Below are 16488 nucleotides of genomic sequence, written 5' to 3'. Positions count from 1 at the left end.
TCCAGCAACCGGGCCGACCGGCGATCAGCACCAGCCCATCGAAAGGACTTTCATTCCGTGACCATCCCGGCAGGACATGCGTCGACCGACGGCAGCCCGGCAGATGATGCCGGCCTGATCCACCTCAGCGCCGGCGGCGTCAGCCTGGTGCTCGACCTGCGGGGCGCCAGACTCCCGGCGATCGTGCACTGGGGCGCCGCACTGGGTGAGATCTCCCAGCGGGACCTGCTCGATCTGGCGACGGCGGCAGCACCACAACCGATCGGTTTCTCGGTGGACACCCCGGTCCACGTGTCGATGGTGCCGGAGCAGTCGTCGGGTTGGCTGGGCACACCCGGGTTGTCCGGCCACCGCCAGGGCCGCGCGTGGTCGCCGGCTTTCACCGTCACCGGGTCGCGCCGGGAGCGGCACGACGAGACGGAGGCAGTCATCACCACGGCTCGCGACGACATCGCCGAGCTGGAATTGATGATCGAGGTCGAGCTGCACGCCAGTGGCGTGCTGCGGTCACGGGCCCGCCTGAGCAACGCCGGTGACGACGTCTACTGGGTGAACGACCTGAACCTCTTCCTGCCGGTCCCGGAGGACACCACCGAGTTGCTCGACTTCACGGGCCACCATCTGCGCGAACGATCGCCCCAGCGCACCGCGTTCACCCACGGTCTGCGAGTGCGGGAGAACCGCACCGGACGTACCGGCTACGACACCGCCTACCTGCTGTGTGCGGGCACGCCGGGCTTCGGCAACCGGCACGGCCGGGTGTGGGGCATCCACACGGCCTTCTCCGGCGGAACCCGGACGCTGGCCGAGCGCACCTTCCACGGCCGCTCTTCGCTGGGCGGCGGCGAGCTGCTGCTTCCGGGCGAGATCGGCCTCGCCGCGGGCGAGACCTATGCGACCCCCTGGCTGTACGCCTCGTACGGAGAGGGTCTGGACGACCTGTCCGGCCGCTTTCACCGGTTCCTGCGCTCGCGTCCGCAGCACCCGCGCTCCATGCGGCCGGTGGTGGTCAACACCTGGGAAGCCGTCTACTTCGATCACGATCTGGACCGGCTGACCGCCCTGGCCAGGGCAGCTGCGTCGGTGGGGGCCGAACGCTTCGTGCTCGACGATGGCTGGTTCGGTTCCCGGCGCGACGACACCAGCGGACTCGGCGACTGGACGGTGTCGGCCGAGGCGTGGCCGCACGGGCTGGAGCCGCTCATCACCGTGGTCAACGGCCTCGGGATGGAGTTCGGGTTGTGGGTCGAACCGGAGATGGTCAACCCCGATTCCGACCTGGCCCGGGCCCATCCGGACTGGATCATGGCGGCCGGTACCCGGGTGTCCCCCACCGCGCGTTCCCAGCAGGTGCTCGACCTGGGCAATCCCGATGCCTACGCGTACCTGCTGGAGCGGTTGGACGCGCTGCTGAGCGAGCATGCGATCGGCTACCTCAAGTGGGACCACAACCGCGACCTGGTCGACGCCGGGCATCCGGGCACCGGCCGCGCCGGGGTCCATGACCAGACGCTGGCGGTGTACCGGCTCCTCGACGAACTTCGCGTCCGCCACCCGGGACTGGAGATCGAGTCGTGCTCCTCCGGCGGCGGACGCGTCGACCTCGAGGTGCTGGCCCGCACCGACCGTGTCTGGGCGTCGGACTGCATCGACGCCCATGAACGCGTGATGATCCAGCGCTGGACCAGCCTGCTGATTCCGCTCGAGCTGATCGGTTCCCACATCGGCGCCCCGCGATCCCACACGACCAAGCGGGACCTTCCCCTGGACATGCGCGCCGGGACCGCCATCTTCGGCCACCTCGGCATCGAGTGGGACCTCACCCGGGCCGGCGAGGACGAACTCGACCGGCTACGGCAGTGGGTGATCCTGTACAAGCTGGTACGAGGTCTGCTCCACACCGGTGTCCTGGTCCACGGAGACGTCAGCGACCCGGCCTACGAGCTGACCGGGGTCGTGGCCCAGGACGGCTCCCAGGCCCTGTACGCGATCACCGCGACCGCCACCAGCGCCAGCTACCCACCCGGACGCGTCACTCTGCCCGGTCTGGACCCGGCGAGAACCTACCGGGTACGCCCGCAGCCGCCGGGCGACATCATCGACGGCAACGCCGCCGAATGGGGGGTGGCCCTCCCCTGGTGGTCCCCGGCCGGCGTACGCCTGTCGGGTCGCGCTCTGGAGACTGCCGGGTTACGCCTGCCGGTGCTCTATCCCGACCGGGTCGTCCTGATCCGGGTCACCGAGACCGAGGACCGCACGTAGTCGTCGGACGGGCGGGGCCGCGGGCGCGTTGCCCGCGGCCCCGCCGTCCTACCGGAGGCTCGGCACTTCGTCGCGGGTGACGACGTAGCTGTGGGTGTAGACCTTCCGCAGGAAAGCGGCGTCGTTCTTGCCGTAGAGCCAGTCACCGTTCCAGGTGTTGAAGGTGACCCAGCGGGCGCCGCTGGACTGCAGCTGGTCGGGGTCCGGAATGGCCCCGTTCTCGTGCAGGGCGATCGGGACCGTGCCGCCCACGATGGCCCGGGTGGAGTTGTACAGCGAGGTCAGCGGTCCGTGGTCGGAGACGTAGGTGTCCGCACCGCCGACATCGACGTACTGCTTGCCCGGGTAGAAGGACGACTGCGGGCTGCCGTTGTACGGGTGCAGCCAGACCAGATTGTGGACGCCCTTGGTCTTGGTGAAGTAGTCGAACTGGTAGCGCCAGAGGCGCTGGTACTGACTACCGCCCTCCGTGCTCCACCAGAACCAGGTGCCGCCGGCCTCGTGGTACGGCGCCCACAGAACGGCGACACCCTGAGACTGCAACTGCGCCAGCTGACCGGCGGCGGCATCGAGCTCGGCCACGTAGGCCCGGTTCTCGTTCGTGCCGGGGGTGAGAACCGCGTTGATGGAGGTACGCCCGGCGTAGTCACAGGCGCGGCCGGTGCCGGGAGCCCCGACGTGCCAGCCGATCAGCGGAATGCCACCCGCGTTCCACCAGGCGGCGGCCCGGCTGATCGCACCAGGACGGTCACACATGTCCAGTCCACGGATCGCCGGGTCCTTGCCCGTGGTCGTGCGGATGTGATTGAACTCGTCCTCGCGGCCGTTGGTCTCCCGCTGCCCGGACAGGATGTGGTTGCCGTACTGGCTGTACAGGTAGCAAAGCAAGTTACGGGCCTGTCGGGTGGCCTGCGGATCCACCGGCGCCACATTGCACGTGCCGTTGCCCGGCGGCGGCGTGGTCGGCGTGCCGGTGCTGGACCAGCGCTGGTTGGCCTGGCCGTTGCAGGCCCACAGGATGACCCGCGTCTCGTTGGCCGTGGCTCCCTGGTTCACGTCGAGACACAGGCCGGTCTGCGCGGCCACGATGCTGCCGTCGGTGTTCTGCCGGAACTTCTGGTTCTGCCCACCGTTGCACGGCCAGATCACCAGAGCGGCACCGGCGGCGGCATTGACCGGGGCGTCCAGGCACGCGGTCTCGTTGAACGTGCGCAGCTCACCGGCGCCGGTGAACACCCAGCCCTGGTTCTGGCTGCCCTGGCAGTCGTAGATGCCGACCGCGGCGCCCTGGGTGTTGCTGCCGCCGAGCACGTCCAGGCACCGGCCGGAGGCAGCACCGACCAACGGACTGCCGACCGCGGCGGACGCCGGCACGGCCACGAGGACACCGGTGACGAGGGCCGCGGCGACCGGAGCGGCCAGCACCGCCCAACGACGCCACCAGCGACGGGGATGGGAAGGGAACGAAGACACGAGGTCCTCCTGTCGAGGGAAACACACCATGCGGGAAGGGGGGTTGCCCGGGGATGTCCGGCTCCGGCGTGCGCGCTCGTTCTGGTACCGGCCGGGACATCGCTCATCATCGATCGGTACCGTAACCCGATTATCTGTATGGGGTCAATAAACTCCTTGACCCAACGGCATGAGGAGCGCTCCAGACGGGCATTCCATGGCCTGAATAGTTCACCGGAGAAACATTCGAGGCTTACGGACGGCTCGGCCCTGCCGAACCATCCGGCTTGTTCGGGGCCGCCACGGGGAGAAGGTCGTTGGCGCAACGCAGAGCGGCCGCGAAAGCCGACGGTTCACCGGCCGGCGACCGCACGCGGACAGTGACGGACCAGCCGGCCCGCAAGGTCATCATGCCGTCGTCCACGGTGGCCGCCGAAACCCGCCGTCCCGTCGGCCGGCACGGCGACGATCACCTCGCTCGCCGGATCCCCGAACGCCGCGACCCCGGCCGGGATGGTCAGTGTGGCCGCGCCCCGCGCGGGCACCGACGCCTCCAGCGTTGCCTCGGCGAGCACGGTGGCGTCGAAGCTTTCCCGCGTCACGGTGAAGGTGCCCCGGAACGGTTCCGCGGTGTCGTTGACGAGCACGAGCGCGAGCGTGTCGGGCTCCGGCTCGATTCCCTCCCACGTGGAGGCCCACGCCTCCGCGGACGCGCGGGGTTGCAGTGTTGCCAGGCGTGGGGCGTAAGCTGGTGCCCGGATCGGGCAGGTGGCCCTTCCAGCCCCGTTCGAGCTTGGCGTTGCCGGCCCTGGCCTTCTGGTGGACCAGCATCTGCGGGCCGAACGGATCGAGTGGTTCGTCGTGCACCACCGCGGTCAGGGTGGACCAGGCGGGCGGCCCCTGGAAGCCGAACTCGGAGACGAAACGCGGCTTGTACCGGGCGTAACCGGTGTAGTCCGTACGGTTCCACACGTCCCAGACGTGCATGGTGCCGTACCGTTCGTCGTTCGGATGCCGGTAATCGCCGAACGAATACGGGCTCGCCGGTGAGTAGGGGCGGGTGGGGTCGAGCTCGGCGAGCACGCGCGGCAGCAGGTCGCGGTAGTAGGCGTCGCCCCAGCCCTCGCCGTCCAATTGACCGGACCACCCCAGTCCACCGAGCCCCACGTGTTCTCGTTGTTGCCGTTCCACAGCACGAGGGACGGATGGCGGCTGAGCCGGGCCACGTTCTCGCGGGCCTCGTCCTCGATCTCGGCCCGCGCCGGCAGGTCCTCACGGTAGGCGGCGCAGGCGAACAGGAAGTCCTGCCACATCAGCAGGCCCTGCTCGTCGGCCAGGTCGTACAGGTCGTCGGACTCGTAGATGCCTCCGCCCACACCCGCAACAGGTTGATGTTGGCTTCCACAGCATCGGTGACGCGGCGGGCGTAGCGGTCGCGGTCGACCTGGGTGAGGAACGCGTGGTCGGGGATCCAGTTGGCGCCGCGCACGAGTATCCGTTCGCCGTTGACACGGACCACGAACGGCGCGCCGGCGGCGTCCGGCGTGGTGTCGAGTTCGATGGTTCGGAAGCCGACGCGGCTCTGCCATGTGGCGACGTGGCCCGCGACGGACGCCTCCACGCGCACTGCGTACAGCGGCTGGCCGCCGTACCCGATGGGCCACCAGCGTTCCACGTCGGGCACCCTGACGACGACGGCCGTGCAGGTACGTCCGGCGGCGACGGTGCCGGTGACGCGCAGCGCCTCGCCGCCGGGCCCGGTGAGGGCGACGGCGAGCGGTACGTCGGCGTCGGCATGCACGCCGTCGCGCTCGATCGGCGTGCGGCAGAGCGCCGTCCCGCTCGGCGCGGGCAACGGCCTCGGGCACCGGGGCGGCGAAGGTCACCGTGAGGGTGTTCTGACCGTTCCGCAGTGCTCCGCGCACGTCCCATCGGTAGCCGCGGTGCATGTTCTGCGTCCGTCCGACCAGGTGACCGTTGAGTTCGACGGTGGCGACGGTGTCCAGGCCGTACGCCACGAGGTCATGGCGTTGCGCGGCATCGCCGGACCAGGTGAAGGGGGCCGAGGAACGCCACGTGGTGTCGCCGATCCACTGCTGTTCGGCCTCGTCGCCGCCGTCGAACGGATCACCGATCAGACCCGCGCGCCGCAGGTCCAGGTGCGCTTCGCCGGGCACGACGGCGGGCACACCGTCAGTGAGGGCCGCGATGACCGCCGCGGGGGCGTCGCCGCTGATCGTGACGGCCGTCAGGCTCCAGCCGTCGTGCAGGGCGCGGAAGGCCGTTGACGGGTCACTCATCTGCTGTGCTCCTGGGCCGCCGGGACGTCCGACTCGGCCGACGGCACGCCGGTCCGTTCCCACCGGCTGGTGAAGTGGTTGTAGCAGGTGCTGTTGTCGATGGCGTCGCGGTCGACCAAGGCGGCTGCCGTGATGCGGGCGGGACGCTCGGGATCCGGTGCCGCGCCGGCCAGCAACCGGGTGTAGTCGTGCTGCGGTCGCAGGATGACCTCGTCGGACGGTCCGCGTTCCACGACCCGGCCGCGGTAGAGCACGATGATCTCGTCCGAGAAGTGCCGGGCGGTGGCCAGGTCGTGAGTGATGTAGAGGACGGCGAGCCGGTCCTCGCGCTGCAGGCGGCCCAGCAGGTTCAGCACGCCGAGACGGATCGAGACGTCCAGCATCGACACCGGTTCGTCCGCGATGAGCACCTCCGATCCGGGAGCGAGGGCGCGGGCGATGGCGACGCGCTGCCGCTGGCCGCCGGACAGCTCGTGCGGGCGGCGTCCCGCGACTGTCTCCGCCGGGCTCAGATTGACGCGTTCGAGCATCTGCAGCACCCGGTGGTGGGTCTCGGTGGCCGTGCGGGTGCGCCGGTGGATACGCAGCGGGCGGGCGATGTGGTGCTCCACCGAGTGGAACGGGTTGAGCGATGCGAACGGGTCCTGGAAGACCATCTGCACCTGCCGCTGGTACAGCGATCCGCGGACCGGGGTGCCGTCGTCGAGGCGGACGTCGACGGTGCCGGACGAGCGCCTCTCCAACCGGGTGAGGATCTTCGCGATCGTGGACTTGCCGGAGCCCGACTCACCGACGAGGGCGACGGTGCGACCGGGGATCAGGTCGAAGCTGACGTGGTCGACGGCGCGCAGCCGGGTGCGGCGCAACCCCGTCCGGATGGTGTAATCCTTGACCAGGTCGCTCACGTGAACGTGGGTCACGCCTCCTCCTCGAGGGTGCCGTCAAGCGGGACGGGCACATCGTCGACGCCGGTCCGGATGAACGCGCCGCGTGCACCGGACAGGCTGGGGAACGATCCGAGCAGCTTGCGCGTGTACGGGTGCCGGGCCTGACGGTAGATCTGGTCCGTCCGCCCGAGCTCGACGATCTCGCCGGCGAGCATGACGGCGATGCGATCGCTGATCTCCAGCAGCAGCGGCAGGTCGTGGGTGATGAAGATGACGGCGAAGTCCAGGTCGTCGCGCAGCCGCACGATCTCGCGCAGGATCTCCCGCTGCACGACGACGTCGAGCGCCGTGGTCGGCTCGTCCATGATCATGATCTGGGGCTCGAGGAGCATCGCCATCGCGATCATCACCCGTTGGCGCATGCCGCCGGACAGCTCGTGGGGGTAGGAGCCGAGGCGCCGGTGATCCACGCCGACCCGTTGCAGCACCTCCTGCGAGCGCCGGCGCACCTGGGCCCGGGACAGGCCCGGCCGGTGGGCCAGCAGGGTGTCGCGTAGTTGCGTGCGCACGGTCGTGACCGGATTGAGGGCGTTCATCGCCCCCTGGAAGACCATGGAGAGCTTCTCCCAGCGGAACGCCCGTAGCTGGGTGTCGCTCATGGCGAGCACGTCGATGTCCTCGCCGCCGCGGTCGTGGAAAGTGATCCGGCCGGCGGCGATGCCGGCCGGCGGGCGGTGCAGGCGGTTGATCGCGTACGCCAGAGTGGTCTTGCCGCAGCCGGACTCCCCGGCCAGTCCGAGGATCTCTCCGCGGTGCAGGGTCAGGCACGCGTCGCGGACGGCGGTGACCGCCGGTTCCACCTCGTACACGACGGTGAGGTCCTCGATCGTGAGCACGGTGTCCCGCCGGGGCGTACGGGAGTGGGCGGACTTGTCCTGTACAGCGGCCGGCTTCATCGCGGGGACACCTCCGAGGCGGTCGAGCGTGCGGTATCGGTCCCCGGGTGGCGTCGGGCCAGTGCCCGCTCCGTTCGCGCGGCCTTGCGCGCGCGTTTCCGGTACAGACGCAGGTTCTTCAGCTTGGGGTTGATGATCTCGTCGATGGAGAAGTTCACCAGCGACAGGCCCGTGCCGAACAGCGCGATCATCAGACCGGGGGGCACGAACCACCACCAGGCCCCCAGGGACAGCGCGAAGCCGTTCTGCGCGTAGAACAGCATCGTTCCCAGCGTCGAGGAGTTCGAGGCGCCCAGGCCGATGAACGACAGACCGGCCTCACCGAGGATCGCCGCGATGACCGCGAACACGAACTGGGACGCGATGACCGGCAACAGGTTGGGCAGGATCTCCACGACGATGACCCGCCACGGCTTCTCCCCCGCGATCTTCGAGGCGGCGACATAGTCGCGGTTGCGCACCGACATGGTCTGGGCGCGCAGCACCCGGGCCGACGCCGCCCAGCTGGTGACGGCCAGCACCACGACGATGGTCCACAGACCGCGGCTCTCCCGGGGCAGGAAGGTGGAGATCACGATGACCAGCGGCAGCCCGGGGATGACCAGGAAGACGTTCGACAGCAGGGAGAACGCCTCGTCGACGAAGCCGCCGCGGTAGGCGCCGTAGATGCCGAAGACCGCGGACAGGACGGTGGCCAGGATGCCGACGAGCACGCCGATCTGCAGCGAGCCGCGGGTGGCGTAGGCCAGCTGCGCGAGCACGTCCTGCCCGGTCTGGGTGGTGCCCAGCGGGAACTCCGCCGACGGCGGGGTGAGCCCTTGGTCGCGGATCTGGGCCGGGTCGCTGACGAAATGCGGGCCCAGGACACCGAACAGGGCGATCCCGGCGACCAGGATCAGACCGATGGCCAGCCACGGGGTCATGGACGGCAGCAGCATGCGCCAGCCCGCCCCGGTCCGGCTGCCCGGTGTGGCCGGCTGGGCCGGCAGGTCAGCGGCATCAGCCACGGTCGGCTCACCGGCCGGGTTCAGGTTCGTCATCGTGGTCTCCGCCGCTCAGTGCCGGGCGCGGGTGCGCGGGTCGATCACGCCGTAGAGCAGGTCGACGACCAGATTGGCGCCGAGCACGGCGAGGGTGATGAACAAGAAGACCCCTTGCATGAGCGCGTAGTCGTTGTTGGTCACGGCTCCGAGCAGGCGCCCGCCGATCCCGGGGTAGGAGAACACCTGCTCGGTGACGACCGACCCGGAGACCACGAATCCCAGCGAGATCGCGAATCCGGCCACTGACGGCAGGACCGCGTTGCGGGCCGCGTAGGAACGCAGGATCTTCCTCGGTGACAGGCCCTTGGCCTCCGCGGTCAGCACGTAGTCCTCCGACAGCGTGGAGACCATCATGTTGCGCATGCCGAGCAGCCACCCGCCGACCGACGCCAGGACGATGGTCAGGGCGGGCAGCACCGCGTACCACACCGCCGAGGCGAGGAACGGTGCGTTCCAGCCGGGGGTCAGCGCCACGTCGTAGCCGCCCTGCAGGGGGAACCAGCCGAGCACCCGGGCCAGCAGGTAGGTCAGCAGCAGGGCGAGCCAGAAGTACGGGACGGCGGCGAGCAGGGTCGTGGCCGGCACCAGTGAGTCGAGCCAGGTGCCGGGCCGCCACCCGACCAGCGCGCCCAGGACCACCCCGACGAGCGCGGCCAGCACGGTGGCGACACCGATGAGCACCACGGTCCACAACAGCGACGACATGATCACGTCGGACACCTTGGCCGGGTAGTAGCTGACCGAGATTCCCAGGTCGCCGTGGGCGAGGTTTCTCAGATAGCTCAGGTACTGGCTCCACAGGGGTTCGTCGGTGTCGCCGCCGAGCAGGAGCGCGTACGCCTTGCGCGTCGCCGGGGTGACCGTGCCGCCTCGCTGTTGCAGCTTGGCCAGCAGGATGTCGACCGGGTTCCCGGGCATCAGACGCGGGATGGCGAAGTTGAGGGTCAGCGCGGCCCACAGGGCCACCCCGTAGAACCCCAGCTTGCGAAGGAAGTAACTCACTGCGGCGCTCCTTCCGCGGAGGCGAGGGTCAGCTCTTGGGAGTGAGCCGCTTGAAGACCTCCGCGGCGTCGAACGCCGACCACACCGCGGGTACGGCGTACAGGTCCGCGTCCGAGGGCCAACCGGTGAACTTCGCGGTGTTCCACACGCTGGTGGTCCCGCCGGTCATGACGGGGATGTAGGGCATGTCCCGCACGATCGCCTGCTGGACGGTCGCGAAGTACGGCTGCCGGGCCGCCTGGTTGTCGAGCGGGAAGGTGGCCAGCTTGTCCAGGGCCGCGTCGACCTGTGGGTTGGCGTAGCGAGAGAAGTTGTTACCGGCGTCCTGGCCCACCTTCGCCCCGGATCCGGAATCGAAGAAGTAGGTGTACAGGTAGTACGGGTCCGGCGCCGGGCCCTGCCCCAGCGAGTCGATGACCAGCTGGAACTTGCCCGACCCCTTCTTCTGGGTCCACTCGTTCCACGAGGATTGGGCGGCGCGCAGCTCGATGCCGGCCGTCTTGAGCTGCGCGGCCATCGTGTCGATCGCGATGATGTAGTCGGTCCAGCCGGTGACGACCTCGACCGTCAGGGACAGCCGCCGGCCGTCCTTGGCGTAGATGCCGTCGGAGCCCTTGGCCCAGCCGGCCTGCTCCAGGATCTGTGCGGTCCTGTCCGGCTGGGCGGTCATCGCCGCGGTCTTGTCCTCGACGGCCGCGGAGACGAACTGGTCCTGGCTCGGCGTGAGCGCGAACGCGGGAGAGATCGCCCCTGCGGTCTCCTGGAACGCCAGCTTGTTCAGTTGCGTACGGTTGAGGGCGGAGTAGACGGCGTGCCGCACGGCCGGGTCCGTCTGGGGTCCCTTGCAGCCCATCGCGGCGCTGGAGCAGGTGGCCAGCACCATCTGGTTCACCCACTTCGTGTACGCCTCATAGCTCGGGAACCGCTTGTGGGTGTTCTTCATGTCGGGGATCGGCGAGGTCAGCCAGTCGATCGTTCCCGCCGCGATGCCGTCGGCCCCGGCCTGGTTGCCCGACAGCGCCACGAAGCGGATCGTCTTGACCTTGGGCGGACCACCCCAGTAGCGCGGGTTCGGCTCGTAGGCGAATGCCTGCGGCTTGAAATCCTTGAGCAGGTAGGCGCCGGTGCCGACGGGCTTCTCGACGACATCCTTGGTGGGGCTGATGGTCTTCCACAGGTGTTCGGGAACGATGGGCTGGCTGAGCACGTCGGGACCCTTGACGAAGGCAGGCGTCTTGAACGTGAAGGTGATGTGCGTGTCGTCGACAATGGCGGCCGTGCCGTCGTACCCGGTGTTGTTGATCGCCGGGTTCTTCTTCAGCAGGTCGAAGGTGAACAGCACGTCCTTGGCGGTGAACGGCTGGCCGTCGCTCCAGGTGACCTTCTCGCGCAGCGTCACCGACAGCACTGTGCCGTCGGCGTTCCAGGACTGTTGCGTTCCCAGCAGCGGTACCGGGTCGGAGACCTTGGCCTTGTTGTAGAAGAACAGCGGCTCGTAGATGGTGCCCAGGCCGCCGATCCGCGAGGGGGAGAACGGGTTGAAGTTGATCTGATAGTCGCCCGCCTGACCGGTGTAGGCCACGAGGGTGGCGTCGCCGCCGGCCGCGGGCTTACCGGCGTTCGAACAGCCGGACAACACGAGGCCGAGCGCCACGGTGCTCGCCAGCGCCGCGGCAAGACGTGGCCTGCCGGTGAGAACAGACATCTGCGGTCCTTTCGCCGTCGGAGGGCTGCCCGCCCGTCCGCCTGCGCCCCGGAGAAAGAAGCGCGGCCCGTATTATTCAAGTACTTAATTTCCTCAGTCAAGAAGGTCGGCGGCACCAAGACAGAAACAAGCAGGTCATGACCCGGAGATGCGTCGCGCTCCTCGACGTCTTAGTTCACCTTGGCAATGAATCGCCTCAGCGCTTCTCGGCGTCGGCGCGCCTACCGTCCACCGTGGAACGAGCTGATCCCGCAGCCTCGCTGACCTGGCGTTTCACCCCTCCCTTGCTTGACACCGTCAACAAAGGCGTTCAGGATGACCGCGTGTTGTCCGAGGCGCATCTGACCGAGGGCATGCGATCGGTGTTCGTGGAGCTGCTGGTGCACGGGCCGCTGTCGCGGGCCGAAGCGGCCCGCCGGCTCGACCTGTCGCCGTCCGCCCTGACGAAGCTGACCAAGCCGTTGCTGGGAAGCGGCTACCTGCTCCATCAGCCGCTCGACGACCGCGGCGCCATGGGTCGTCCGTCCCAGCCGCTGGCGGTTGATCCGGGCCGCGGGGCGTTGATCGGCGTCAAGCTCACCGAAGAGGAGCTTTTCGCGGTCCGCACCGACCTCCGCGCCGAGATACAACGCGAACTGCGCCGCCCCCTGGTCAGCCATGATGTCGAGGATGTCGTGGCCGGCATCGGCGATGCCGTACGCGACCTCACCGCATCGGGAGTCGCGCCGGCGGCGGTGGGCATCAGCTTGGCGGGCACCGCCTCCGGGGAAGACCCGGTCGTGCCCAACTCACCGTTTCTGGGCTGGCGCAACGTGCCCCTGGCCGACCTTGTCACGGCGGCCACCGGCGTGCCCGCGGTGGTGGAGAACGACGTACGCGCGCTGACCGCAGCCCAGCAGTGGTTCGGTGCGGGGGTGGGGCACAGCTCGTTCGCGCTCGTCACCGTCGGCGCCGGTCTCGGTTGCGGCCTGGTGATCGGCGATCGCCTCGTGCGCGGGGCCGGCCGGGGCACCGGCCTGGTGGGCCACATGTCGATCCACGACAACGGACCGCTGTGCGAGATGGGCCATCGCGGGTGCGCCCGGGCGTACGCCAGCTCGGCGGCGATCCGCCGCGCTGTCGCGGTGACCCTCGACCGTCCGGACCTGACCTTCGAGACCTGCCTGGCGCTGGCCGCCGACGGCGAGCCGGTGGCCCGCCGGATCTTCGAGGACGCCGGTAGCGCCCTCGGTCAGGTGGTCGCCACCGTCGCCAACATCACCGGCGTGGAGCTGGTGGTGCTGTCGGGCGAGGCGGTGTCGATGTACGACGTCTGCGCCGGTGCGTTCGATGCGGCGCTGGCCGCCCACACCCACTGGACCTCGACGCCCGTCGACGTGGTGGTCAAGCCGTTCACGTTCAGCGAGTGGGCTCGCGGCGCAGCCGTCATCGCCCTGCAGCACCGGATCCTGGCCCGCTGACAACCGGGCCCGGGGTCGGCTCAGCCGTCAGCGGCGGCCTGGAGCCAACGCGTCCATTCCGGCAGGTGCCGCAATGACTCGTGAAGGTCCGTGAGGACGTCCAGGGCGTGCTCGTATGCTCCGGCTCGCTCGGCGACAGTGACCGGACGGTGGCCCAGGGCCCGGAAGAGCAGGAACGCGGCGGCCATCAGCTGCTGTCGCAGAACTCCGGCGAAGCAGCCCCGCTCGGCCGGGAGCTGCCGGCCGCTGCCGGCCTGGTAGGCCCACAGGATCTGCTCGAAGCGACGGTGTTGCCAGCCGTCGTCGTCCCGGCTGAACGCCAGCGCCGCCCGGATGACCTCCCATTCGGCGAAGTCCAGTCCGGCGCCGTCCCAGTCGACCAGGACCGGGTCGGTCGCGGTGAGCAGGATGTTGTCGGGCTTGACGTCGCGGTGGGTGAACACGGGGGTCAGCCGGTCCCGGATCTCCGCCCGGTCCTGGTCGAGGATCCTCTTGGCCTGTGCGATGTCGGGCAGGTGGGCACGGACCGCGGTGAGGAACCCGGCCGGCACATCCGTGGGGGCGTCGCGCAGCCATTGCTGCCACTCGTGCGGTTCGTGCGGCTCGTGCATCATGGCGTCAGCTGCCCGCAGCCCGACCGGCAGCTCATGCAGGCCGGCCAGGGTTTCACCGACCCACCGCAGGACTTCAGGACCGGCCTCGCCGAGCACCTGCCCGTCACACCACTCGTGTACGCGGATACTGAGGACAGCGTCCGCGACGGTGCACTCGGCCAGCAGCGGCGCGACGGGGTCGGCTGGGAGCACCGGCCGCGGCATGGCGATCCCACGATCCCAGGCGGTCCGTTCGACCTGCGCGGCGATGCGATAGCCGTCCATCCACCAGGCCTCCCGTGATCGGTTCAGCACCTTGACGGCCCAGTCGCCGTCCTCGGTGCGCAACCGCCACATCAGATGCGACCGGCCGCCGCTGACCGGCAGCGGGTCAGCGACCGGAGGCCCCAGCCCGAACGCGTCGGCAACGGCAGTCGCGAAACGGCGGTGCCAGGGACCGGTCAGCTGGTCTGGCAAGCGTCCGGCCTCATTCCGTCCGGCGCTGCTCACCGGCTCTCCCGCACGACCCGCACCTCGTGACCCGGCACGATCAGCTCGTGATCGACGGTCTCCCCCGTCACCAGCTCCACTCCCCGCACCGCCACCCGGCGTTCCTCCTCGCCGTGGTTGAGGGCGAAGAGCCACGTGGTGCCGTCCTTCTCGCGGCGCACCACGTCCGGTCCGGCTGCGCCGCCGCGGGACTCGATGCCCGCGTCGTCCAGCACCTGGGCGACGAACTCGTCCAGGCTCTCGGCCTCGAGGGCGCAGGACACGTAATAGGCTGCGCCCGAGCCGGCGGCGCGGCGGGTCACGGCGGGTCCACCGGTCAGCGGCCCCTCGGTGTAGCGCGCGATGACCTCGCTGTCAGTGACATCCACGAGCTCCGACCACGAGTGGAACGTCGCTCCCGAGTCCAGGCGGCCGCGCTCACCGGGCTGCAGCGGGAAGAACTCCTGCGACCGTACGCCCAGCAGCTCGCGGAAGGCACCGGGGTAGCCGCCGGGCCGCACGGCGTTCTCGTGATCGACGATGCCCGACAGCCAGGTCACCACCACGACGCCACCGCGCTGCGCCACCGCGGCGACCCGCCCCGCGGACTCGTCGTCCACCAGGAAGAGGGCCGGCACGATCACCAGGTCGTAGGTGCTCAGATCAGCCCAGGGGGACACGACGTCGACCAGGACGCTGCGGGTCCACAGCGCCCGGTGCCAGGTACGCGGTTCGTTGCCGTGGCCGAGCTCCTTGTGCGGCTTGAGCCCTCGGGAGAGCGCCCACGCCGCCTCGTTGTCGAACAGCAGCGCGACCCGTGCTCGTTCCACAGTGGAGCCCCGCACCTCGGCGAGACGTCCCAGCACCGCACCCAGTTCCCGCACCTCCCGGCCGATCTTGGAGTCGGGACCGGCATGCGGCACCATGCCCTGCAGGAACTGCTCGGCGCCCCGCAGTGAGGCCCGCCACTGGAAGAACAGCGCGCCGTCGGCACCGCGCGCGATGTGCCCGAGACTGTCCCGGATCAGCTCACGCGGCGCCTTGGCCCGGTTGACCGGATACCAGGCGTGCGCGCTGACCGCGTGCTCCATCAGCAGCCACGGACCCCGGCCAGGGGTCATCCCCCGCACCCGGTCCGCGCAGAACGCGATGTCCTGCGCCGGCATCGGATCGGCCGGAACGGTGTAGTGGTCGTTGGCGACCACGTCCACGTGCTCGGCCCAGCGCGGGTAGTCGACGACGTCCTGATGGGGACCGACCATGAAGTTGGTGGTGATCGGCGTGGTGGGCGCGAACCGGCGGATGACGTCGCGTTCGGCCTTGAAATGGTCGAGCAGCGAGTCCGAGCAGAACCGGTCGTAGTCCAGCATCAGCGCCGGATTGTGCGCCTCACCGCCCCGCGGCGCCGGCACGTGTTCCCAGTCGGTGAGGTAAAGCCCCCAGAACGCCGTTCCCCAGGCGCGATTGAGGTTGTCGAGCGAGCCGTAGCGCTCACGCAACCACCCCCGGAACGCGGCAAGAGACTCGTCGCAGTAGCAACGCCCGTTGCCGCCGCCGATCTCGTTACTGACGTGCCACAGCACCACCGCCGGGTGTGCGCCGTAACGCTCGGCGAGTGCCCTGGTCATGCGCAACGCGTAGCGCCGGAACGTCGCCGAGTTCGCGCACCAACCGTCGCGCGCTCCCGGCTGGCGCCGCGTCTGGTCGGCGTTCACCGGCAGGATCTCGGGGTGGGCGGCGAGCAGCCACAACGGCGGCGAGGCGGTGGGGGTGGCCAGGTCAACCGCGATCCCGTTACGGTGCAGCAGGTCGATGACGCGGTCCAGCCACGTCCACTCGAACACGCCGTCGGCGACTTCGAGAGCGCCCCAGCTGAACACACCGAGGGTCACGACGTTCACGCCCGCCTCAGCCATGAGGCGCACGTCCTCGTCCCACACCTCCGGCGACCATTGCTCGGGGTTGTAGTCCCCACCGAAGCCGAGTCCCGGCGTGGGCCAGTGTGTTGCCATCCCTTGATCCTCCCGTCAGCGGGTCGAGCACCCGGGCACAGGACACGGGACCGTAGCTCCTTTATATGAACGCGGTCAACAAAGTAGGCGACGATCAGCGAACTCTGAGCAGATCAGCGCGACATGGTCGCCATAGTTACTTCACTTCAGCAACGTTTGCTTCAGATGGATGCCGGAGCAGGTGCACCTGCTCAAGCTGCACGCCGCTGTCGAGTACACCGTCGCCGAACCAGCCGGACAGCCGTAACATCACCGGCCTGACCCCGAACCGGCAGATCGGTTTCGATCCGCATATCCACGAGAGGTACCACATGAGGGCTGTACCCG

At 69.4% G+C, this 16488-nt stretch carries 12 protein-coding genes; 2 read left to right on the top strand and 10 right to left on the bottom strand.

Features of this window, described 5'->3' with window-relative positions; genetic code table 11:
• The first annotated feature begins 57 nt into the window (after positions 1-57).
• Entirely contained in the window at positions 58-2262 is a 2205-nt protein-coding gene (locus tag ACWEOZ_RS10695; RefSeq protein ID WP_451910493.1) for an alpha-galactosidase, read from the top strand.
• A 48-nt stretch (positions 2263-2310) separates the two neighbouring features.
• Here ACWEOZ_RS10695 and ACWEOZ_RS10690 read toward each other — a convergent pair whose 3' ends face one another.
• The 8 genes from ACWEOZ_RS10690 to ACWEOZ_RS10655 form a co-directional block, all read right to left on the bottom strand.
• Positions 2311-3735 (bottom strand): glycosyl hydrolase, encoded by a 1425-nt coding sequence (locus tag ACWEOZ_RS10690; protein ID WP_451910492.1) that lies wholly within the window; start codon positions 3733-3735, stop codon positions 2311-2313.
• 332 nt (positions 3736-4067) lie between these two features.
• Complete coding sequence (locus tag ACWEOZ_RS10685; RefSeq protein WP_451910491.1) at positions 4068-4361, bottom strand: hypothetical protein; 294 nt, start codon at positions 4359-4361, stop codon at positions 4068-4070.
• A gap of 228 nt (positions 4362-4589) precedes the next feature.
• Complete coding sequence (locus ACWEOZ_RS10680) at positions 4590-6014, bottom strand: glycosyl hydrolase 2 galactose-binding domain-containing protein (RefSeq protein WP_451910490.1); 1425 nt, start codon at positions 6012-6014, stop codon at positions 4590-4592.
• A complete protein-coding gene (locus ACWEOZ_RS10675; protein WP_451910489.1) occupies positions 6011-6934 on the bottom strand; it encodes an ABC transporter ATP-binding protein in 924 nt (307 codons plus the stop codon). The genes ACWEOZ_RS10680 and ACWEOZ_RS10675 overlap by 4 nt, the downstream gene beginning before the upstream one ends.
• On the bottom strand, positions 6931-7857 hold the full coding sequence (locus tag ACWEOZ_RS10670; RefSeq protein WP_451910488.1) for an ABC transporter ATP-binding protein: 927 nt from the start codon (positions 7855-7857) through the stop codon (positions 6931-6933). Before ACWEOZ_RS10670 ends, ACWEOZ_RS10675 begins: the two co-directional genes overlap by 4 nt.
• Positions 7854-8897, bottom strand: a complete 1044-nt coding sequence (locus tag ACWEOZ_RS10665; protein WP_451910487.1) for an ABC transporter permease — start codon at positions 8895-8897, stop codon at positions 7854-7856. The genes ACWEOZ_RS10670 and ACWEOZ_RS10665 overlap by 4 nt, the downstream gene beginning before the upstream one ends.
• 15 nt (positions 8898-8912) lie before the next feature.
• Positions 8913-9902 carry an ABC transporter permease gene (locus tag ACWEOZ_RS10660; RefSeq protein WP_451910486.1) on the bottom strand — a complete coding sequence of 330 codons (990 nt, stop codon included), beginning with the start codon at positions 9900-9902 and terminating at the stop codon, positions 8913-8915.
• Positions 9903-9930: 28 nt separating this feature from the next.
• Positions 9931-11607, bottom strand: coding sequence for an ABC transporter substrate-binding protein (locus ACWEOZ_RS10655; RefSeq protein ID WP_451910485.1), 1677 nt, complete (start codon positions 11605-11607; stop codon positions 9931-9933).
• A 137-nt stretch (positions 11608-11744) separates the two neighbouring features.
• Between ACWEOZ_RS10655 and ACWEOZ_RS10650 the strand changes: the two genes are divergently transcribed.
• Positions 11745-13067, top strand: a complete 1323-nt coding sequence (locus tag ACWEOZ_RS10650) for an ROK family protein (protein WP_451910484.1) — start codon at positions 11745-11747, stop codon at positions 13065-13067.
• Between the two features lie 20 nt (positions 13068-13087).
• Here the strand turns inward: ACWEOZ_RS10650 and ACWEOZ_RS10645 are convergent, their stop codons facing one another.
• Together ACWEOZ_RS10645 and ACWEOZ_RS10640 are read right to left on the bottom strand one after the other, a co-directional pair.
• Entirely contained in the window at positions 13088-14137 is a 1050-nt protein-coding gene (locus ACWEOZ_RS10645) for an aminoglycoside phosphotransferase family protein (protein WP_451910483.1), read from the bottom strand.
• Positions 14138-14166: 29 nt separating this feature from the next.
• Complete coding sequence (locus tag ACWEOZ_RS10640) at positions 14167-16161, bottom strand: beta-galactosidase (protein WP_451910482.1); 1995 nt, start codon at positions 16159-16161, stop codon at positions 14167-14169.
• Positions 16162-16488: the final 327 nt, after the last annotated feature.

Source organism: Actinoplanes sp. NPDC004185, from assembly GCF_053603475.1.
This window is presented reverse-complemented; position numbering and strand designations above follow the sequence as displayed.